The organism is Micromonospora sp. NPDC048898 (genome assembly GCF_043198035.1).
GTDB lineage: Bacteria > Actinomycetota > Actinomycetes > Mycobacteriales > Micromonosporaceae > Micromonospora.
In genome coordinates this window covers 1-18,266 of sequence record NZ_JBICUF010000021.1, presented here as the reverse complement: position 1 = coordinate 18,266, position 18,266 = coordinate 1, and the positions used below count along the sequence as shown (strand labels likewise).

Annotated in this window: 18 protein-coding genes and 1 pseudogene; 9 read left to right on the top strand and 10 right to left on the bottom strand. The window is 72.7% G+C overall.

What is annotated here, in order from left to right:
• Positions 1 to 382: 382 nt before the first annotated feature.
• Positions 383 to 1,651: an Ig-like domain-containing protein gene (locus tag ACGFIQ_RS32685; protein WP_393249611.1), complete on the top strand. Its 1,269-nt coding sequence runs from the start codon at positions 383 to 385 to the stop codon at positions 1,649 to 1,651.
• Positions 1,652 to 1,709: 58 nt separating this feature from the next.
• Here the strand turns inward: ACGFIQ_RS32685 and ACGFIQ_RS32680 are convergent, their stop codons facing one another.
• Positions 1,710 to 2,726: an SMP-30/gluconolactonase/LRE family protein gene (locus ACGFIQ_RS32680; RefSeq protein WP_393249609.1), complete on the bottom strand. Its 1,017-nt coding sequence runs from the start codon at positions 2,724 to 2,726 to the stop codon at positions 1,710 to 1,712.
• A 269-nt stretch (positions 2,727 to 2,995) separates the two neighbouring features.
• On the opposite strand from ACGFIQ_RS32680, the gene ACGFIQ_RS32675 reads away from it, so the two are divergent.
• Positions 2,996 to 3,373, top strand: a complete 378-nt coding sequence (locus ACGFIQ_RS32675; protein ID WP_393249607.1) for an STAS domain-containing protein — start codon at positions 2,996 to 2,998, stop codon at positions 3,371 to 3,373.
• Positions 3,374 to 3,551: 178 nt separating this feature from the next.
• Here ACGFIQ_RS32675 and ACGFIQ_RS32670 read toward each other — a convergent pair whose 3' ends face one another.
• Positions 3,552 to 3,944, bottom strand: a complete 393-nt coding sequence (locus tag ACGFIQ_RS32670) for an FKBP-type peptidyl-prolyl cis-trans isomerase (RefSeq protein WP_393249605.1) — start codon at positions 3,942 to 3,944, stop codon at positions 3,552 to 3,554.
• A 288-nt stretch (positions 3,945 to 4,232) separates the two neighbouring features.
• Between ACGFIQ_RS32670 and ACGFIQ_RS32665 the strand changes: the two genes are divergently transcribed.
• Positions 4,233 to 5,177 (top strand): TerC/Alx family metal homeostasis membrane protein, encoded by a 945-nt coding sequence (locus ACGFIQ_RS32665; RefSeq protein ID WP_393249603.1) that lies wholly within the window; start codon positions 4,233 to 4,235, stop codon positions 5,175 to 5,177.
• Positions 5,178 to 5,196: 19 nt separating this feature from the next.
• Here ACGFIQ_RS32665 and ACGFIQ_RS32660 read toward each other — a convergent pair.
• The 5 genes and pseudogenes from ACGFIQ_RS32660 to ACGFIQ_RS32640 form a co-directional block, all read right to left on the bottom strand.
• Positions 5,197 to 5,310: pseudogene (locus tag ACGFIQ_RS32660) on the bottom strand (cobalamin-binding protein); the annotation flags it as partial.
• Positions 5,311 to 5,329: 19 nt separating this feature from the next.
• Positions 5,330 to 5,890 carry a hypothetical protein gene (locus ACGFIQ_RS32655; RefSeq protein ID WP_393249601.1) on the bottom strand — a complete coding sequence of 187 codons (561 nt, stop codon included), beginning with the start codon at positions 5,888 to 5,890 and terminating at the stop codon, positions 5,330 to 5,332.
• On the bottom strand, positions 5,887 to 6,408 hold the full coding sequence (locus ACGFIQ_RS32650; protein ID WP_393249599.1) for a DUF6286 domain-containing protein: 522 nt from the start codon (positions 6,406 to 6,408) through the stop codon (positions 5,887 to 5,889). The genes ACGFIQ_RS32655 and ACGFIQ_RS32650 overlap by 4 nt, the downstream gene beginning before the upstream one ends.
• Position 6,409: 1 nt before the next feature.
• Complete coding sequence (locus ACGFIQ_RS32645; protein WP_393249597.1) at positions 6,410 to 6,730, bottom strand: Asp23/Gls24 family envelope stress response protein; 321 nt, start codon at positions 6,728 to 6,730, stop codon at positions 6,410 to 6,412.
• Positions 6,727 to 6,918, bottom strand: a complete 192-nt coding sequence (locus tag ACGFIQ_RS32640; protein ID WP_393249595.1) for a hypothetical protein — start codon at positions 6,916 to 6,918, stop codon at positions 6,727 to 6,729. Before ACGFIQ_RS32640 ends, ACGFIQ_RS32645 begins: the two co-directional genes overlap by 4 nt.
• 162 nt (positions 6,919 to 7,080) lie before the next feature.
• On the opposite strand from ACGFIQ_RS32640, the gene ACGFIQ_RS32635 reads away from it, so the two are divergent.
• Together ACGFIQ_RS32635 and ACGFIQ_RS32630 are read left to right on the top strand one after the other, a co-directional pair.
• On the top strand, positions 7,081 to 7,962 hold the full coding sequence (locus ACGFIQ_RS32635) for a DUF2726 domain-containing protein (RefSeq protein ID WP_393249593.1): 882 nt from the start codon (positions 7,081 to 7,083) through the stop codon (positions 7,960 to 7,962).
• A gap of 293 nt (positions 7,963 to 8,255) precedes the next feature.
• Positions 8,256 to 9,533: a hypothetical protein gene (locus ACGFIQ_RS32630; RefSeq protein WP_393249591.1), complete on the top strand. Its 1,278-nt coding sequence runs from the start codon at positions 8,256 to 8,258 to the stop codon at positions 9,531 to 9,533.
• A 130-nt stretch (positions 9,534 to 9,663) separates the two neighbouring features.
• Here the strand turns inward: ACGFIQ_RS32630 and ACGFIQ_RS32625 are convergent, their stop codons facing one another.
• Positions 9,664 to 10,011, bottom strand: a complete 348-nt coding sequence (locus ACGFIQ_RS32625; RefSeq protein ID WP_393249589.1) for an Lsr2 family protein — start codon at positions 10,009 to 10,011, stop codon at positions 9,664 to 9,666.
• Positions 10,012 to 10,486: 475 nt separating this feature from the next.
• On the opposite strand from ACGFIQ_RS32625, the gene lon reads away from it, so the two are divergent.
• Complete coding sequence (gene lon / locus ACGFIQ_RS32620; protein WP_393249587.1) at positions 10,487 to 12,817, top strand: endopeptidase La; 2,331 nt, start codon at positions 10,487 to 10,489, stop codon at positions 12,815 to 12,817.
• A 132-nt stretch (positions 12,818 to 12,949) separates the two neighbouring features.
• Positions 12,950 to 13,354 (top strand): DoxX family protein, encoded by a 405-nt coding sequence (locus tag ACGFIQ_RS32615; protein WP_393249585.1) that lies wholly within the window; start codon positions 12,950 to 12,952, stop codon positions 13,352 to 13,354.
• A gap of 158 nt (positions 13,355 to 13,512) precedes the next feature.
• Here the strand turns inward: ACGFIQ_RS32615 and ACGFIQ_RS32610 are convergent, their stop codons facing one another.
• Both ACGFIQ_RS32610 and ACGFIQ_RS32605 read right to left on the bottom strand, forming a co-directional pair.
• The gene (locus ACGFIQ_RS32610; protein WP_393249583.1) at positions 13,513 to 15,258 is read right to left on the bottom strand and encodes a DEAD/DEAH box helicase; all 1,746 of its coding nucleotides are present in this window, start codon (positions 15,256 to 15,258) and stop codon (positions 13,513 to 13,515) included.
• A gap of 115 nt (positions 15,259 to 15,373) precedes the next feature.
• Positions 15,374 to 16,288: a hypothetical protein gene (locus ACGFIQ_RS32605; protein WP_393249581.1), complete on the bottom strand. Its 915-nt coding sequence runs from the start codon at positions 16,286 to 16,288 to the stop codon at positions 15,374 to 15,376.
• 130 nt (positions 16,289 to 16,418) lie between these two features.
• Between ACGFIQ_RS32605 and ACGFIQ_RS32600 the strand changes: the two genes are divergently transcribed.
• Together ACGFIQ_RS32600 and ACGFIQ_RS32595 are read left to right on the top strand one after the other, a co-directional pair.
• Positions 16,419 to 17,573 carry a sensor histidine kinase gene (locus ACGFIQ_RS32600; protein ID WP_393249579.1) on the top strand — a complete coding sequence of 385 codons (1,155 nt, stop codon included), beginning with the start codon at positions 16,419 to 16,421 and terminating at the stop codon, positions 17,571 to 17,573.
• Positions 17,570 to 18,175: a response regulator transcription factor gene (locus ACGFIQ_RS32595; protein WP_357076756.1), complete on the top strand. Its 606-nt coding sequence runs from the start codon at positions 17,570 to 17,572 to the stop codon at positions 18,173 to 18,175. The genes ACGFIQ_RS32600 and ACGFIQ_RS32595 overlap by 4 nt, the downstream gene beginning before the upstream one ends.
• Positions 18,176 to 18,266: the final 91 nt, after the last annotated feature.

Here is an 18,266-nt window from a genome sequence, read left to right as displayed (position 1 = left end):
ACAAAAGTCCGCCCTCGACGTGCGTCACCCGCCGTCACCTCCTACTTCCCGCGCCGGCCGGGCCAGGTGGACGGAGCGCCACAGGCCTGATTCGTCTCCGTGATGTCCCGATGACCCCATGTCACCGGGCCGGGTGCGACCGGTCGCACGCCCCGTTCGCGTCGCATCCCCCGCAGACGCCGTCATCCGGACAGCCGGTCCGGGGTCGCGCAAGCAGAGCAAAGGGCCCGACAGGGGTCGCCAGAGCCGCTGTTCCAACAAGCGGAACATTGCCGGAAAATGCGTCGGTAAATGCGCTGCCGATTATTTCCGAATGCCGTGGACGCTCCTGTCGAGCGGGCGAGAATGTGGCGGAGGGAAGCCGAAAACGGGGGGACTGAACATGACGTCTAGGCGGCGATTGACGCTGTTGGCGGTAACCATCGCAGCCGCACCGCTCGTCCTGGGTGGGTGCACCGCCGACCGGGAGACGGCGAATGGTTCGACCAAGCACCACGTCGCCGGGCCGGAACTCGCCGTGACACCGGGGGACAAGGCCCGGGACGTTCCGGTCAGCGCCGAGGTGGGCACCGTGGTCAAGGGTGGACGGGTCACCGGCGTACGCCTCACCGACGACAAGGGCAAGCTGGTCGACGCCGAGCCGCGCGAGGACGGCTCGGGGTGGGTGCCGAAGGGGCCGCTGCAGCCACGACGGACGTACACCGCCGAGGTGACCGCGACCGGGGACTCCGGTGCCACCACCACCCGCACCACCACGTTCACCACCATGGCCAAATCAACCAAACCGCAGATCACCAGCACCCTCTATTTTGTGGGTAATCGGACGTACGGCACGGCGATGCCGGTAACCGTCGCGTTCGACCCGGCAATTCCGAAAGAGGCCAGAGCGGATGTCCAGCGACGGTTGTTCGTGAAGACGAATCCTCCGCAGCCGGGCACCTGGTCGTGGCTCCAGGACGGAAGTCAGGTCTATTACCGGGCGCCCGACTTCTGGAAACCGGGGACCTCGATCAGTGTGCGGGCCGGCCTGGAGGGCCTGCCGATCGGCAAGGACCGGGTCGGCGACGCCGAGCGGACCGCGACCTCCAAGATCGGACGACAGGTGGCGCTGGAGATCGACAACGCCACCAAGCAGATGACGGTGCTGCGCGACGGCAAGCAGATCCGCCGGATCCCGGTCAGCCTGGGCAAACCGAGCACACCGAGTTCCAGCGGCAAGATGGTGATCATGGAAAAGCACGAGCGGACCACCTTCGACACCCGGGGTGAGCCGAACGGCGGCTACGTGGTCGACGTCGACGACGCCCAGCGCTACACCTGGGGTGGCGAGTTCATCCACTCCGCGCCATGGTCGGAGGGGGACCAGGGCAACACCAACGTCTCGCACGGCTGCGCCAACGTCTCCGCCACCGCGGCCGACTGGTTGATGGGGGTGACGCAGGTCGGCGACCTGATCACCGTCAAGGGCACCGAGGTGGACCTGCAGCCGGGCAACGGCTGGACGGCGTGGAACGTGAGCTGGGACGAGTTCGTCCGGGGCAGCGCCCTGCCGGTGCCGCCCGGGCTCAAGCCCGCGCCGGTCGCCCCGGCGCACCCGGGCGCGGTGGCCGGCGGTTCGCCCGCCCCGGCGCCCTCGGTCAGCGGCCGCTGAGACACCGGCACCGACACCCCGGGGTCGGCCCGCCACCACGTCGGGTCGGCCCCGGCGGTCAACCCAGGGGTACGCGGGCCACCCCAGGCCCGACCAGGCTGCCCAACCAGAGGTGCTCGCCGTGCTGGCGTACCCCGGTGATCATTCGGTAGTGCCCGGTCGGACCGTGCAGCGTCCGGCGGACCGCGCCCGCGCCGTCGACGAGCGCGACCAGCCCGTAGCGGCGCGGCTGCGGTTGCAACGCGTCGGGCAGCAACGCGGCGATCTGACGCAGTCGCGGGTGCGGCAGCAGCCGCTCGGCGATCGGCACCCGCGGGCTGGGCAACGCGATCCAGTACGTCCCGTCGCCGACGGCGCAGAGATTGTCCGGGTACGCGGGCAGGTCGGCGAGCACCCGGACGCCACCGCCCAGTTCGACGCGGAGCAGGCGGTGGGTGCTGGTCTCCACGAGCATCAGCGCCGACTCGTCCGGGGTCAGCGCGATCCCGTTGGGGAAGTACAGCCCGTCGGCCACCACGTCGGTGCGGCCACTGCCCGGATGATGGGCCAGCACCCGACCGTTGGGTCGGTGCTCCAGCAGGTCCCGCTTCCAGTGCGAGACCGGGAACCGGTCGGAGGAGTCGGTGAAGTAGATGGTGCCGTCGCGCGCCACCGTCGCGTTGTTGGCCAGGTGCACCAGGGGCGCGGTCCCGGTCAGGTCGCGTACCGCGCCGTCGGGTGTCACCCGCAGCAACCCGCGGTACGCGTCGCAGACGATGAGAGCCTCACCCGACGCGTCCACCTCGATGCCGAGCGGTCGGCCACCGGTCTCGGCCAGCAGTCGGGGGCGGGTGCCGACCGGCGCGTCGACAGGCCAGCACCAGAGCCGGCCGTCCTCGTCGCCACTGACCACCCGGCCAGCCTCGTCGACGAGCACGTCCTCCGGGCCGACGGCGCCGTCGGGGAGGGGCAGTACCTCGACTCGGTCGAGTCGGCGGTCCGTCGGAGCCCAGGCCCCGGACAGCGGCGGAGGCACCGTGGCCGGCTCGCGGACGGGCCGGATCAACCGTGGCGGCCGGGGCCGAGGGAGCAGCATCGGCCCATTCTCCACCGCCGGCGCCGACCGCCACCCATGATCGACAGGGTATCCGTGGTGTCGCGGTGTTCCGCCGCTGCGGATGCCCCGGTTTCCTGAAGCTGGAGTCGATCAACGCACGGCCCGGCGGTCGGGGGCACGGTGCGGAGCCGGGCCCCGGCCTCTACCCCGAGGGGGACGAGGGGCACCTCGGGGTAAGACCCTGGGCGTACCCGGAATCACTCCCGCGCAGGCCGAAACTGTCGGTGGGGGAGGCTAGATTTCTCGGCATGGGAGAACGGATCGACGTGCAGGTCAGCGTGGGTGACCAGGTGGTCCTCGTGCGGGTGGCCGGTGAGGTCGACATCGCCACGGTGGCCGCGTTCCGGTCCGCGCTGTGGTCCGTGCCGGCCCGTCCGGTGATCCAGGTGGAGCTGTCCGAGTTGCGGCTGCTCTCCGCCGCCGGTGTCCGCACGCTGCTCGCCGCGCACCTGCGGGTCCGGGCGTGTGGTGGTGAGCTGGTCCTGGTCGACCCGAGCCCGGTCGTGGCCCGGGTGCTGCGCGCCACCGGCCTGCACCGGGTGATGCCGATCCTGGAGCCGGCCCGGGTCGTCGACGCCGCCGGTCGCCCGGCGGTCGAGCCGGCCAACCTGCAACTGGCCGCCTGACCACGAGCCCCTGTCGCTGTTCGAGGGCCGTTGCCGGCGCGCGCTGGCGATCTCTGAGCCCTGTCGCTGTTCACGGGCTGCTGCCAGCGCGTGCCGACGACCCTGACTGAACCGCCGTCGCTGTTCGAGGGCCGCTCCGGGGGCCGCCGGCGCGCGTCGACGACCCCCCGAGGGTCGGTCAGCGCACGTCGATCAGGTCGACGACGAAGACGAGCGTCTCGCCCGGCTTGATGACGCCACCCGCACCGCGGTCGCCGTACCCCAGGTGTGGCGGGATGGTGAGACGGCGACGGCCGCCGACGCGCATGCCGACGACGCCCCGGTCCCAGCCGGCGATGACCTGACCGCCGCCGAGCGGAAACTCGAACGCCTCGCCCCGGTTCCAGGACGAGTCGAACTCGGCACCGGTGGAGTGCGACACGCCGACGTAGTGCACGCTGGCCAACTGGCCCGGCTCGGCCTGCGGCCCCTCGCCCACGGTGATGTCCTCGATCACGAGGTCGGCCGGCGGCGCACCCTCGATCGGACCCACCTCGGGCTTGCCGGATCGGGCGCCTGCTGCCTGGTTCATGCGGGGATCTCCTGCCGTGTCGATTGATGTGTCCGGTCACCCTCGATCCTGCCGGATCACCCCCCACCAATGTCCGGCAGACCCACCACCCCACCCCCAACCCTGCGTCGATCTTGCACTTTCCGGTCGCCGATATCCACCTGATCGACGCCTTTTGTGGCGGCGGAAAGTGCAAGATCGGCGGGCGGGGACCGACTTCCGCGGAGCCCGGGTGCGGGCGGGGGCGCTCGCTTAGGCTCGGAAGCGGCCCGTGGGGTAGGTGGCGGGCGGTCGATGCGGAGGGCGTCGGTGGCTGAGGCGACGGTCGCGGTGCCGCTGTGGGCCTGGGCGGCTGTGGGCGCGGTGATCGCCGTACTGCTCGCCGTGGACGTGCTCCTGCACCGGGACAACCACGTCATCGGGCTGCGCGAGGCGCTGCTGTGGAGCGCCGTCTGGGTCGGCGCGGGCCTGCTGTTCGGGTTGGTCCTGTGGTGGGGCCTCGGCGGCGATCCGGCCATCGCGTACTTCTCCGGCTACCTGTTGGAGAAGGCGCTCTCGGTGGACAACGTGTTCGTCTTCGCCCTGCTCTTCGGCTACTTCCAGGTGCCGTCGGGCTATCAACACAAGGTGCTGTTCTGGGGTGTCGTCGGGGCGCTCGTCTTCCGCCTGCTGTTCATCTTCGCCGGCGCCGAGCTGCTGGACCGGCTCACCTGGGCCGGGTTCGTGCTGGGCGCGTTCCTGGTCTGGACCGGCTGGCGGCTGGCCGTACGCGGAAAGCCGGACGTCGACCCGGAACGCAACGTCGTGGTCCGGCTGTTCCGAAAGCTGGTGCCCACCGACGCCCGCTACCACGGCGACCGGTTCACCGCCCGGGTCTCCGGCCGGCGGGTGGCCACCCTGCTGTTGGTGGCACTCGTCGCCATCGAGGCCACCGACGTGGTCTTCGCCATCGACTCGGTGGCGGCGATCCTCGCCATCACCACCAACACCTTCCTGGTCTGGACGGCGACCGCGTTCGCCGTACTGGGGTTGCGCAGCCTCTACTTCTGCCTCGCCGGCCTGCTGCGACAGTTCGGCTACCTGCGCTACGGGCTGGCGCTGCTGCTCGCCTTCGCCGGGCTGAAGCTCATCCTGGCCGAGACGCCGGTGGGCAAGCTGCCGGTCTGGTCGACCCTGGCGGTGGTGGTGCTGACCCTGGTGCTCTCCATCGGGGCCAGCGTCGTGGCCGCGCGCCGATCCGACGTCGGCAACTGACCCGCCGGTGCCGCCCGCGTCAGTCGCCCCGCACCGGCCGGGACAGCTGCTCGGCCAGGAGCGCGGGCGCCTCGGCCAGGGACGGGCCGTACCAGGTGAGGTGCCGGCCGGAGAGCAGGGCGCACGGTACGCCGCCGTCGGCCCGGCGCGGGTCAGGGTCGGCCTGGCTCGATGTGGGCGGTCACGTCGAGGTGTGCCGGCTGGCAGTCGGTCGTCGCCGCGAACCGGCGGACCGCGGCGCGGACGTGTTCGCGTACACCGGCGGTCGCCGCGTCGGCCGTCAGGTCCACCCGGATCCACACGTCGGGGTGCGGCGGTTCGCCGGTGAGCACCACGCGGGCTCGGCGTACCTCGGGGTTGGTGGTCAGGTCGCGGACCAGCGCGTCGGTGAGGACGTCGGTGGCCAGCCGGGTGCGACCCGGTCGTCGCCCGGGGTGGCTCAGGGTGCCGCGCAGCGTACCGGCGGGGCGCCGCACCTCCCGGGCCAGGAGACGCTGCCCGGCCAGGGCGAGTAGTGCCCCGCCGACCGCCGCGGCCAGGGTGCTCCACGGTGTGGCCGTCCGCCACCGGTCCAGCAGCCCGGCGCTGAGCAACACCGCCTGTGGATCAGCGCCGGGCAGGGTGCCGTTGCCGGCCGCCAGCGCCGCCGCGCCGCCCGCCACCAGCAGCAGCGCGACGATCGTCCACAGGAGGCGGTGGCCGGCGTTGGTCATGCCGGGCGCCGACGGGGCTGTAGCCGGATGTCGATGCGTCCGGGGCGGGGCGCGGTGAGGCGGTGCAGTTCCTGGTGCACGGCGTACTCGATCTCCGCCCGGGCCGCCGGGTCACCTGTCGCGCGCACCCGGGGGCGCCACTGGCCGCCACGGCGTCGAACGCGGACCCGGGCGCGGCGTACGCCCGGCACCGCGCTGGCCGCGTCGGCCAGCCGCCGCTCCACACTGCGACGGTGCAGGTGCCAGCCGTCGTGGTCGTCGGTGCGCAACCGCACCGGTGTCCAGGGGCGCAGTTGGGCGACCAGGATGACCAGGCCCAGCAGGACGGTGCCGCCGGCCACCGCCCGGACCGTCGGGTCACGCCACCGGGTGCCGCGCAGGGCGTCGAACCAGCCGGTGGTGTCCAGCGGCACCGGTCGGTCCAGGGCGAGCAGGAGTGCCTGGACGGCTGCCAGGGCCCCGCCGACGAGCAGGGCGGTGGCCAGCAGCAGCGAGGCGACCCGGTTGGCGGTGCGCATCTCAGCGGCCCCCGGGTGCGACGGTCGCGGGGGTCGCGGAGACGTCCACGCCCGGGACGAGCAGGTCGTCCACGGTGACCGTCACCGCCGCCACGCTGAGGCCGGTGGTGACGCCCACCCGGTCGGCGACCACCGCCCGGACCGCCTCGGCGATGGCGGGCACGCTGTGTCCGTACCAGGTGATCAGGTGCAGGTCGAGTCCGACGGACCGGTCGTCGAGGCGGACCGCCGCCGGACGGACGACGGAGACGCCCGGCACCAGGCCGGCGGCCTGGACCGCGATCCGCGCGACGTCCGCGGCGTCGGACGGGCGGCCGGTCATCGGCGTCGCCGTGGCTCGGTGCGGCGGTCGCCGAGGCCGGTCACGGAGAGGTCTCCGTCGAGCACCCGGACCACCAGCCAGCCGAGCAGGCCGGCGAGCACGGCGACGGCTGTCACGCCGACGCCGGCGAGTGCCCAGAGCGCCACGGCGAGAAACCCGGCGAGGAAGCCGAACTGCTGACGCGACATGGTCACCTCCGGCCGGTCCGGTACCGGCGGTCGCTGGATACACCCGCCGGCCGCCCCTGGAACGTCACTCGCCTGTGATCCCGGTCACATCTGAAGTCGGTGTCCGATGATCGACCACCTAGACTCGGCCCGGCTCGACCGACCGGCGGATGGATCAGGCAGATGACGAGCATCGGCAGCGACGACCGCGGCTGGCTGCGGGCGCTGCCCGCCGACGGTGGGCGCGAGACGACGCTCAGCCGCGCCGGCCTCCGGGTCCATCCGGCCCGCCGGCTCAGCGACCTGGTCCAGGGTCGCCCGCCCGGGGTCACCGGCAGTCAGTGGAGTTCGGCCAGCCGTGCCAGCTTCGACTTCGTTGTCTGCGCCGCCGACACCGGCCGAGCGGTCGTCGCCGTGGAGATCGGCCCGGTGGCGTCCGCCGGCTCCGCGCAGCAGCGGCTCGAACGGCTCACGGACGCGGTGAGCGCGGCCGTCGGGCTGCCCGTGCTGCGGATCGGATCCTCGACGTTGCGCGCCGCCGAGCACGGCCGGCGCCTCGTGGAGTACGTGATCGACGCGCGCGCCTGGGCGGCCGGCGCCGCCGGGGTGACCGCCGGTGGCGACGACCCGGCCCCGGTGGGTTTCCGGGACATCCTCGGTCGGCTGCCGGACGGCCGTACCGGGCCGGTCAACGACCTCGGCGCGCTGACCAGGGCGGCGGCGGTCGAGGCGTACGTGGCGGGCCGGGTGGCCGACCCGATCGTGCGCGGGCTGCACGTGCGCTGGGCCGACGGGCCGGCGCAGGGGTGGAGTTGGGTGCAGGTCCGCCCCGACGCCTGCCTCGTCGAGGAGGTCTCGGTGACCGAGCAGCGTTTCTCGTGCGGCATCGACGCGGCCCGACTGGCCGAGGATCTCGCCACCGTCGCGGTGGGGGAGCGGCTGCGGGCGGACGCCGGCACGGACCTGCTGCCGCGTGCCGAACTGACGGCGCGGATCGCCGCGCTGAGTCGGCGCCGCCACGAACTCGTCGGCGGATTCGCCTTCGACCACCTCTGCGCCGACTGACCGGCGCCCGTTCCACCTGCTGATTCCTGCCCCGGATCGGCTCCGCCTCCGGTCCCGGCAATTTCCTTCGCGACGGTTGAACCTTCCCGGTCACCGGCCCGTACTCCTGCGCGAATGAACAGGATCTCCCCAACCGCGTCCACGGGCGCGGGAGACGGTGCGGAAAGGGCATCGTCGGCCATCGACGCATTACCGGGTAGGTCGCGGTGCTCACCACCGTGGCGTGCGATCTCACATCCGTCGGTCCGCCGAGGGCAGGAATCCACTACCGGATCGAGAAGGAGAGCAATTCGATGCGCAGGTCCACACGGGCGCGCCGGTCATCCGGCAACGCGCGGAGCAAGCGTCTGCTGGCCGTTGTCGGCACGCTCGTGGTCTTCGGCGGAGTCGTCGCCGTGACCCAGATTTCGTCGGCCCAGGACCGGCGGACAAATAAGCCCCGTCCGGTTGCTGGGCAGTGCGTGGAGCCGAGTCCCGGTTCGACCGCGCCGGCTGGCGGCGCCTCGACCAGCCGGACCTGGCAGAACGGCCGCTGGGTGCGTAACCACTGGGGTGACGGGCAGCAGTCGGTCCCCGAGTGTGAGGACGGCAAGGACGGCACGGTGGGCACCGGCACGGCCATCGCCTGTCCGGACGTGGCGGCGAAGCTGCCGCAGGTGCCGGCCCAGGCACGGGCCGAGGTGGATCGCAGTCTCGCCCAGTTGCAGGCCCAGATCGCCGAGGCGGACCGCCGGTTGGCCGCCGAGGGGAACAAGGGTGAGGCCTTCATCCGCAACGCGATCCTGCAGCCGCTGGCCGGCAAACGGCGCGCGGTGCTGGACCGGATCACGACCGCTATCGACCGGGTCGGGCCTCGGCCGCAGGGCCTGGCGCAGCTCGCCGACTGCCAGGTGCAGCCGACCGGCAACACGGGCGGCAACAACGGCGGCGGGAATAGCGGCGGCGGCAACAACAACGGTGGCGGCAACAACGGTGGTAACAACGGCGGCGGCAACAACAACGGCGGTGGCAATGCCCCCGGCGCCGGGCTCGGCGTGCTGGCCAACGACTGCGACGAGAGCCGACTCCAGCCGCACGACGGTTTCCAGATTGGCAACCGCTGCGTCAGCACCGAGTTCGGTGAGGTCGGCGCCGCCGCGAACAACCCGTCTTTGTTGATCACCCAGTTCCCCGAGCAGATCGGCCGCAACCAGGCGTTCACCCTGCGGGTGAGCACGCGCAACCTGGTCCGCGACCGCTTCCTGGCCGCCGGTCAGGGTGGCTACTACGTGGAGAGTTCGCTGCTCAACGCCCAGGGCCTGGTCCGGGGCCACTTCCATACCGCGTGTCGGATGCTGGACAGTCTGACCGCCCCGCCGGAGCCGCAGGAGGTGCCCGCCTTCTTCGTCGCGACCGAGGACGGCCGCGGTGGTGCCCAGCCCGACGAGGTGACGATCCAGATTCCGGGCCTGCCGGAGTCGGGCACCGCGCAGTGCTCCGTCTGGGCCGGTGACGGTTCACACCGGCTGCCGATGATGGAGCGGGCCAACCAGACCCCCGCGTTCGACTCGGTACGCATCGACGTCAACTGACCCAGCACGACCGACGGCGGCCGGTCACCCGGGGCGACAAACCCTGGGTGACCGGCCACCGTCATGTCGTGCCGAGACAATCCGGCGGGGCCTCGCCGTGTCCGGCGCAACCCTGTCGGCAACCCGCGCGTCAGCGCGCCTTGTACGCCTCGACGACCTCAACCGGGATCCGGCCCCGCTCGGAAATTTTGTAGCCGTTCTTGACGGCCCATTCCCGGATGGCCCGGTTCTGCTCCCGATCCATTCCGGCACCGGTGGGTCGCCCCGGCCTCCGGATCGATCGGGCGCTCTCCACCGGGCCGCGCCCGATCCGCCGACCCGCATTGATGTACGGATCAAGCGTCTTGCGCAAGACGCCGGCATTTTCGTCCGAGACGTCGATCGTGTAGGCCACGCCGTCGAGACTGAACTCGACCGTCCGGTCGGCCTTGCCGCCGTCCAGGTCGTCGGTCAGGACCGTGATTACTTTTCTCGCCATTGCCGATTACTCCCTGTGTGCGGCGGGATGTGTTCAAAGTCTGACCTATCAGCCCGGTAATCCGCAACAATATGCGTCCCATTCGGCGCGTCGTGATTGCGTTCGTTACCGAGAAAAACCGCGAATCGGTGGGGGTCGCAATCGTCGAGGAGGCCGGTGTGCCCGGCCAGGGCGGCCGCCTCGGCCCGGTTGGACACCCGCAGCCGGCGCGGCAACGCGGCCGTCAACCGTTTCACCGTCCGTTCCGAGACGTGCAGTTTCTTCGGCGCTGTCGACGGTCTTGCGGCCGGCGGCGATCGCCCGCAGCAGTTGTTTCGGTTCGCTGGTCTTCGGCAGGAACCCCTCGGCGTCGGCCCGCAGCAAGGGAGTGGGGGAGATCCCTTCGTCGGAGTGGCCTGGGTCACAAGCCGGAACAAGGGGAACGCTTTGTTACTTGAGTGAGACACGCTCAACTCAACGCGATAGCAGGTGTTCGATGGCAACTCTTCCGGTACTTCCCCTGACCGACGCCGTGCTGCTGCCCGGCATGGTCATCCCGGTGACCCTCGACCCCACCACCCAGGCCGCGATCGACGCGGCGCGGGCGACCGGCGACCGCAAGCTGCTGGCCGTGCCGCGCATCGACGGCGAGTACGGCCCGGTCGGCGTCGTCGCCACCATCGAGAAGGTCGGCCGGCTGCCCGAGGGTGAGCCCGCCGCCGTCATCCGCGGCCTGTCCCGGGCCCGGATCGGCTCCGGCGTGCCCGGCCCCGGCGCCGCACTCTGGGTCGAGGCGACCGAACTCGACGAACCCGCTCCCGCCGGCCGCGCCCGGGAACTCGCCCGCGAGTACCGCGCCCTGGTGACCTCCGTGCTCCAGCAGCGGGGCGCCTGGCAGGTCATCGACGCGGTGGAGCGGATGACCGACCTGTCCGAGCTGGCCGACTCGGCCGGTTACGCACCCTGGTTGACCCTGGAGCAGAAGAACGAACTGCTCGCCGCGGCGGACGTCACCGCCCGGTTGGAGTTGCTTGTCGGCTGGGTGAAGGACTACCTGGCCGAGCAGGAGGTCACCGAGCAGATCAACAGTGACGTCCGGGAGGGGCTGGAGAAGTCCCAGCGGGAGTTCCTGCTCCGTCAGCAGCTCGCCGCGATCCGCAAGGAGCTGGGCGAGGACGAGCCGGACGGCTCCGCCGACTACCGCTCCCGCGTCGAGTCCGCCGAGCTGCCGGAGAAGGTCCGCGAGGCGGCCATGCGCGAGGTCGGCAAGCTGGAGCGGGCCAGTGACGCCTCACCGGAGGCGGGCTGGATCCGCACCTGGCTCGACACGGTGCTGGAGATGCCGTGGGGCACGCGTACCGAGGACAACACCGACCTGGCCGCGGCCCGGGCGGTGCTCGACGCCGACCACGCCGGCCTGGCCGACGTGAAGGACCGCATCCTGGAGTACCTGGCCGTGCGCAACCGGCGGGCCGAGCGCAACCTCGGCGTCGTCGGCGGTCGCGGCTCGGGCGCGGTGCTCGCCCTCGCCGGTCCGCCCGGAGTGGGCAAGACCAGCCTCGGCGAGTCCGTGGCGCGGGCACTCGGACGCAACTTCGTCCGGGTCTCGCTCGGCGGCGTCCGCGACGAGGCGGAGATCCGCGGTCACCGGCGCACCTACGTGGGTGCGCTGCCCGGCCGGATCGTCCGCGCGCTGCGCGAGGCCGGCTCGATGAACCCGGTCGTGCTCCTCGACGAGGTGGACAAGGTCTCCGCCGGCTACGCCGGCGACCCGGCCGCCGCCCTGCTGGAGGTGCTCGACCCGGCGCAGAACCACACCTTCCGGGACCACTACCTGGAGGTCGACCTGGACCTGTCCGACGTGCTGTTCCTGGCCACCGCCAACGTGGTGGAGTCCATCCCCGGCCCGCTGCTGGACCGGATGGAGCTGGTCACCCTGGACGGGTACACCGAGGACGAGAAGGTCGCCATCGCCCGCGACCACCTGCTGCCCCGGCAGCGGGACCGGGCCGGGCTGACCGCCGACGAGGTCGGCGTCGCCGACGAGGCGCTCGCGCTGATCGCGGGGGAGTACACCCGGGAGGCCGGTGTCCGGCAGCTCGAGCGTGCCCTGGCCAAGATCCTGCGCAAGGTGGCGGTGACGCTGGCGACCGACCCGACCCCGGTACGCGTCGACACCGACAACCTCACCGGCTACCTGGGCCGACCGAAGTTCACCCCGGAGTCGGCCGAGCGCACGGCGGTGCCCGGTGTGGCGACCGGCCTCGCCGTCACCGGTGCCGGTGGGGACGTGCTCTTCATCGAGGCGACGAGCATGGAGGGCGAGCCGGGGCTGACCCTGACCGGCCAGCTCGGCGACGTGATGAAGGAGTCGGCGCACATCGCGCTGTCGTACCTGCGCTCCAACGGGCGCCGGCTCGGCATCGACCCGAACGCCCTGGCGGGACGGCGGATCCACCTGCACGTCCCGGCGGGCGCGGTGCCCAAGGACGGCCCGAGCGCCGGCATCACCATGGTCACGGCCCTGGCGTCGCTGGTCACCGGCCGCCCGGTCCGCCCCGAGTTCGGGATGACCGGCGAGGTGACGCTCTCCGGTCGGGTGCTGCCGATCGGTGGGGTGAAGCAGAAGCTGCTCGCCGCACACCGGGCCGGCCTCACCGAGGTGATCATCCCGGCTCGCAACGAGCCCGACCTGGACGACCTGCCGACCGAGGTGCGCGAGGCGCTGACCGTGCACACCCTGGCCGACGTGGCCGACGTGCTCGCCCTGGCGCTGCGTCCGGCCGAGGTCGAGACGCTGGACGGTCCGGCGCTCTTCACGGTCTGACGCCGCAACCCCAAAGGACCCCCGCCGTCATCGGAGACGGCGGGGGTCCTTCGGTACGCGGAAAGGGGGCTACTGTCCCGCGTGAACCCCCAACTGCCTCTCCGCCGCGAGGCGGTCCCCCGGAGGAACCCCGTGAACCTGGTGCTCTGGATCATCCAGATCCTGCTCGCCGCCGTCTTCGCCGGCGCCGGCTTCGCCAAACTGACCCAACCCAAGGACAAACTGCGTGAGCTGATGCGGTGGGTGGACCCGGTCCCACCGACCCAGGTCAAGGCACTCGGGACGGTCGAGCTGCTGGCCGCCGTCGGGCTGGTGCTGCCCGCGCTCACCGGCATCGCCACCGTGCTCACCCCGCTCGCCGCCGTCGGGCTGGTCGTCGTCATGATCGGCGGCATCTCCGTGCACCTGCGCGACCGGAAGCAGCGCGACACGGCGGCCGAGCGTCGCACGGAGATCCAGGGCGCGATCACCTGCGCGGTGCTGCTCGTGCTCGCCGCCGTGGTGGCCTGGGGCCGCTTCGGCCCGTACTCCTTCTGATCCACCCGCGCCGGCGACCGTCGTACCCCGGCGGTCGCCGGCGGCGTGCTCAGGCCGGCGGTCGCCGGCGGCGTGCTCAGGCCGGCGGTCGCCGGCGGCGTGCTCAGGCCGGCGGTCGCCGGCGGCGTGGATCGGGCCGGCGGTCGCCGGCGGCGTGCTCAGCGCTCGTCGCCTCCCCGGTCGCGGCGCACGGTGGCCTTGCGGCCCTTGATCGTGCTCTGCCGCAACCCGGAGATCACCTCGTCGGCCACCCCCTGCGGCACCTCCACCAGCGAGAACCGGTCGGCGATCTCGATCGAGCCGATGTCGCGGCCACGGATCCCGGTCTCCCCGGTGATCGCACCCACCAGATCCTGCGGACGCACCCCGGCCCGTCGACCCAGGCCGACGAAGACCTGCACGGTGTTGCCGCCGCCCGAGCGCGGCCGGCCCCCGCCTCGCCGGTCGCCGCCCCGGCCGCCGGTCTCCGGTCGACCCTCGCGGGGAGCCCGCACCGGCACCTGCGGGATCTCCTCCTCGTCGTCGGCGCCCGGCGAGGTCACCTCGTGCGCGAGCTTCACGGCGGCGAGGGCGACCTCCATCAGGTCGAACTCGTCGGTCAGCGTCTCCACGATCACCCGGAACGGGTCGAGGTCGTCCTCCAGCAGGCTCTCCCGCAGCGCCGCCTGGGTCAGCTCCAACCGGCGGGTGCGCATGTCGGCCACGGTGGGGATCTTGTCGATGGTGATCCGTTGGCCGGTCACCCGCTCGATGGTCTTGAGCATCCGGTGCTCACGCGGCTCGGCGAGGGTGATCGCCACCCCCTCGCGGCCGGCCCGCCCGACCCGGCCGATCCGGTGCACGTACGACTCCGGCGCGGACGGCACGTCGTAGTTGACCACGTGGGTGAGCTGCTCGACGTCCAGCCCACGGGCCGCCACGTCGGTGGCCACCAGCAGGTCGGCGGTGCCCGCCCGCAGCCGGCCCATCACCCGGTCGCGCTGCTCCTGGCTCATCCCGCCGTGCAGGGCCTCGGAGCGGTAGCCCCGGCCGTTCATCGTCTCGGTCAGCCGGTCCACCTCCTCGCGGCTGCGGCAGAACACGATCGCGGCGGTGGGCGACTCCACGTCCAGCACCCGGCCCAATGCGGCCGGTTTGTGGGCCCGCGTCACGATGTACGCGCTCTGCCGCACCCGGGGCGCCTCACCCGCGACGGTCTGCTCCCGGCCGATCTCGATGCGGACCGGTTCCCGCAGGTGCTGGCGGGCCATCCCGTCGATGCGCGACGGCATGGTGGCCGAGAACAGCACAGTCTGACGCTGCGCCGGAGCGTGCTCCAGGATCGCCTCGATGTCCTCGGCGAAGCCCATGTCGAGCATCTCGTCGGCCTCGTCGAGCACCACCGTGGCCAGCCCGCCCAGACGCAGGGTGCCCCGGGCGATGTGGTCGAGCGCCCGCCCCGGGGTGGCCACCACGACGTCGACGCCGCTGTCCAGTGCCCGCAACTGCCGCCCGATCGGCTGCCCACCGTAGATGGGCAGCACCCGCGCGCCGAGGTCCTTGCCGTAGCGGTGGAACGCCTCGGAGACCTGCACCGCCAACTCCCGGGTCGGCACCAGCACCAGCGCCACCGGGTCGCCGTCGCGGCGGTGGGGCGTCATGAGGTTCAGCAGCGGCAGCGCGAACGCCGCCGTCTTGCCGGTGCCGGTGGCCGCCTGACCCAGCAGGTCGCGCCCTTCCAGCAGCGGCGGGATCGCCTCCCGCTGGATGGGGGTCGGCTCCTCGTACCCGAGGGCGGCGAGCGCGCCCAGCAACTCGGCGCGCAGCCCGAGATCGGTGAAGGCGCTCACCTCGTCGGTGCCGCCGGGGCTGGCGTCAATCGGTGCGTCGGTCGGTGCGTCGTGCTGTGCAGGTGCGGAACTCATGTGCCAAGCCTTTCATTACGCCGTCCGGGCCGCTGCGCCGACCGGCACAACCCCGCGAGCGCGTGTGTGGATCATGAGCGGGCGGGGCGGGGCGGGGCGGGGCGGGGCGGGGCGGTCAGGCGTCGGTGGTCAGGATGGCCAGCACCACCACCGCGGCGACGGCCACGTCGAGCACCGCGCAGAACTCCGCGTAGCCGCGCGGCACCACCCGTCGGTTGCGGTGGTGCGCCACGTCCCAGCCGGCGTGCACCAACCAGCCGATCGCCACCAGCCAGTCGGCGGTCCGCCCGCCGACCGTCACCGCGATCAGGATCAGGGCGACCCAGACGGCCAGACCGGCGAGTTGGGTGGTGAGCACGCCCCGCCCGCCCAGTGTGCGGCGGGCCATGCCGATCACCAGGTAGCCGCCGGGCAGCACCAGCATCGTCCACGGGCTGAGCACGCCCGGGTCGACCCACATGTCCACGGTCAGCAGCAGCGCCAACCCGGCCGGCCAGCGGTGGGCGAGCGCCACCACGACCCGGTTTCGGCGTACCGGTGCCGGTGCCTCGTGTCGGTGTCGGACCGCCACCAGCACCATCGCGGGAATCATCAGCAGGTGACCGCCGAGCAGCAGCGCGTCGCCGTCGACCAGGCCGGCCCGAAACGGCACGATCAGCAGCAGGAACGGGACGTACATCGCGGCGGCCATCTCGCCGACCGAGCGCCAGTGGTGCGCCCGGTAGCGCATCCACACCGTCATCCCGACTGTCATGTTCGTCGCCATCACCAGCGCGGCGACGTCCGGCCGGCGCAGCCCTCCGGCGAGACCCGACACGGCGCCGGCCGCGTCCCACAGTGCGTCGAGCAGCAGCATCCCGGCCAGCATCGCCAGCGCCATCTCGCCGAGATGCCACAGCAGCCGCCGCGCACCGGCGGCCGGCGCCGCGTCCGGGAGCGCCGCGTCCGAGGCCGCCGGCTGGGCGGTGGGCGCCGTCGCGGCCGGGGGTACGGCGCCGGCGGTGTCCGCGTACAACTCTGTCTTTTCCATGCCCTGACCCTGCCGGCGTCGCGGCGCGGTGGGCAGAACCGTTCGTCATCGGAAAACCGTGCGGGACGCACGGTTCAACCGTGACGGTCGCGGGGGTGGGCCGGGTGTCGGGCGGTCCTAGGATCGACGGGTGGCGAGCGAGGCGGTGACTTCCCGGTCGGACCGCCGGCTGCACCGGGCCCGGCAGGCGACGCTGTTGTCGTTGGTCACCGGCGTCTGGGTGAGCGTCCTGCTCCCGGCGGTCGGTCTGACCCACGAGCCAGCCCCGGGGCGGGTGGTGCTCGGCGCGGTCGGCATTCTCGCCTTCGTGACCGCCCAGACCGTCGTGCTGTACGCGGCCGTGACGCCGTGGCTCGACTCGCGCTGGCGACGCCGCGCTCAGGTGAGCCTGGCGGGGACGGCGGTGCTGACGGTTCCGCTGGTGGGCCCGGTGGCGGCCGGCAGGTGGCCGACCTGGGCCTGGCTGGGTGCGGCACTGATCGGCATGGCGCCGTTGCTGCTGCGACTGCGCGCCGCGCTCGCGATGGCCACCGGCGTCCTGCTGGTGGCGGTGGCGGTCGCCGTGTGGACCGGAGGGTCCATCGCGCGTCACCTGGCCGTGACCGGCGGGATCGGGGCCGCCGTGGCGGCCGTCAACGGGTTGCAGATCTGGTTCTGGGGCCTGCTCGTGGACGCCCGGCAGGGCCAGGCCGCGCAGGTGCGGCTGGCCGCCGCCGAGGAGCGGCTGCGCTTCGCCCGCGACGTGCACGACGTGCTGGGGCACCACCTCACGGTGATCGCGCTGAAGGCCGAACTCGCCGCCCGGCTCGCGCCGGTCGACCCGGAACGGGCCGGTCGGGAAGCCGCCGAGGTGCAACGGCTCGCCGCGTCCGCGCTGACCGAGGTCCGCGAGACCGTGCACGGCTACCGGGCGGTCGACCTCGGTGAGCAGTTGGCCGCCGTGGCGGAGGTTCTGCGGTCCTGCGGGGTGCGCTGCACGGTGTCGCCGCCGCCTGCCGACCTGCCCCAGTCGGCCGCCACCGAACTGGCGGCGGTGCTGCGCGAGGCGAGCACGAACGTGCTGCGGCACAGCCGGGCCGACTGGTGCCGGATCCACATCGACCGGGACGAGAACGGGGCCAGGATGACCATCGCCAACGACGGTGCCGACGACAGCGGCCCGGACGAGCACAGCCACGGTCTGCGCGGCCTGGCCGACCGGCTGGCCGCAGCCGGGGGAGAGCTGCGGGTCCGCCGGGAGGACAGCGTGTTCACCCTTGAGGCCACAGTGCCGGTGGCGTCGTGATCCGCGTCCTGCTCGCCGACGACGAGGACCTGATGCGGGTCGCGGTCGCCGCGCTGCTCGGCCTCGAACCGGACATCGACGTGGTGGCCCAGGCCGCCGACGGACCCACGGCGGTGACCGCGACGCTCGCGCACCGCCCGGATGTGGCGGTGGTGGACCTGGAGATGCCCGGTCTGGACGGCATCGCGGTGGCCGCCGAGCTGACCCGGGTTCGCCCCGAGTGCGCGGTGGTCGTGCTGACCGGGCACGGCCGCCCGGGGCACCTGCGGCAGGCGCTGACCGCCGGTGCCCGCGGGTTCCTGCCCAAGGGCTCGCCCGGTGGTGCGCTCGCCGACGTGATCCGCCGGGTGCACGCCGGCGGCCGGTACGTCGACCCGTCGCTGGCCGCCGACGCGTTGACCCTGCCCGCGTGCCCGTTGACGCCCCGTGAGCTGGAGACGTTGCGGCTGGCCGAGTTCGGCGCCCCGGTCGCGGTGATCGCCCGCCGGGTGCACCTGTCCACCGGCACCGTCCGCAACCACCTGTCCGCCGCCGTGCAGAAGCTCGGCGCGGCCGACCGGGCCGCGGCGATCCGCGCCGCCCGGGACAACGGCTGGCTCTAGGGCGTACTTGGCGGATCATGGGGTTTGGTCGGGTACGGCGCGGAGCCAGTCGAGGGTTTCGGCGAGGTCGAGTGTGGCCTGGTAGGAGTCG

What these genes read in the sequence shown, in the direction of transcription:
- ACGFIQ_RS32605 (WP_393249581.1), bottom strand. Translation starts at nt 16,288, where the DNA reads ATGGAAAAGACAGAGTTGTACGCGGACACCGCCGGCGCCGTACCCCCG.
- ACGFIQ_RS32655 (WP_393249601.1), bottom strand. Translation starts at nt 5,890, where the DNA reads ATGACCAACGCCGGCCACCGCCTCCTGTGGACGATCGTCGCGCTGCTG.
- ACGFIQ_RS32670 (WP_393249605.1), bottom strand. Translation starts at nt 3,944, where the DNA reads ATGAACCAGGCAGCAGGCGCCCGATCCGGCAAGCCCGAGGTGGGTCCG.
- ACGFIQ_RS32675 (WP_393249607.1), top strand. Translation starts at nt 2,996, where the DNA reads ATGGGAGAACGGATCGACGTGCAGGTCAGCGTGGGTGACCAGGTGGTC.
- ACGFIQ_RS32640 (WP_393249595.1), bottom strand. Translation starts at nt 6,918, where the DNA reads ATGTCGCGTCAGCAGTTCGGCTTCCTCGCCGGGTTTCTCGCCGTGGCG.
- lon (WP_393249587.1), top strand. Translation starts at nt 10,487, where the DNA reads ATGGCAACTCTTCCGGTACTTCCCCTGACCGACGCCGTGCTGCTGCCC.
- ACGFIQ_RS32645 (WP_393249597.1), bottom strand. Translation starts at nt 6,730, where the DNA reads ATGACCGGCCGCCCGTCCGACGCCGCGGACGTCGCGCGGATCGCGGTC.
- ACGFIQ_RS32610 (WP_393249583.1), bottom strand. Translation starts at nt 15,258, where the DNA reads ATGAGTTCCGCACCTGCACAGCACGACGCACCGACCGACGCACCGATT.
- ACGFIQ_RS32680 (WP_393249609.1), bottom strand. Translation starts at nt 2,726, where the DNA reads ATGCTGCTCCCTCGGCCCCGGCCGCCACGGTTGATCCGGCCCGTCCGC.
- ACGFIQ_RS32625 (WP_393249589.1), bottom strand. Translation starts at nt 10,011, where the DNA reads ATGGCGAGAAAAGTAATCACGGTCCTGACCGACGACCTGGACGGCGGC.
- ACGFIQ_RS32685 (WP_393249611.1), top strand. Translation starts at nt 383, where the DNA reads ATGACGTCTAGGCGGCGATTGACGCTGTTGGCGGTAACCATCGCAGCC.
- ACGFIQ_RS32630 (WP_393249591.1), top strand. Translation starts at nt 8,256, where the DNA reads ATGCGCAGGTCCACACGGGCGCGCCGGTCATCCGGCAACGCGCGGAGC.
- ACGFIQ_RS32635 (WP_393249593.1), top strand. Translation starts at nt 7,081, where the DNA reads ATGACGAGCATCGGCAGCGACGACCGCGGCTGGCTGCGGGCGCTGCCC.
- ACGFIQ_RS32650 (WP_393249599.1), bottom strand. Translation starts at nt 6,408, where the DNA reads ATGCGCACCGCCAACCGGGTCGCCTCGCTGCTGCTGGCCACCGCCCTG.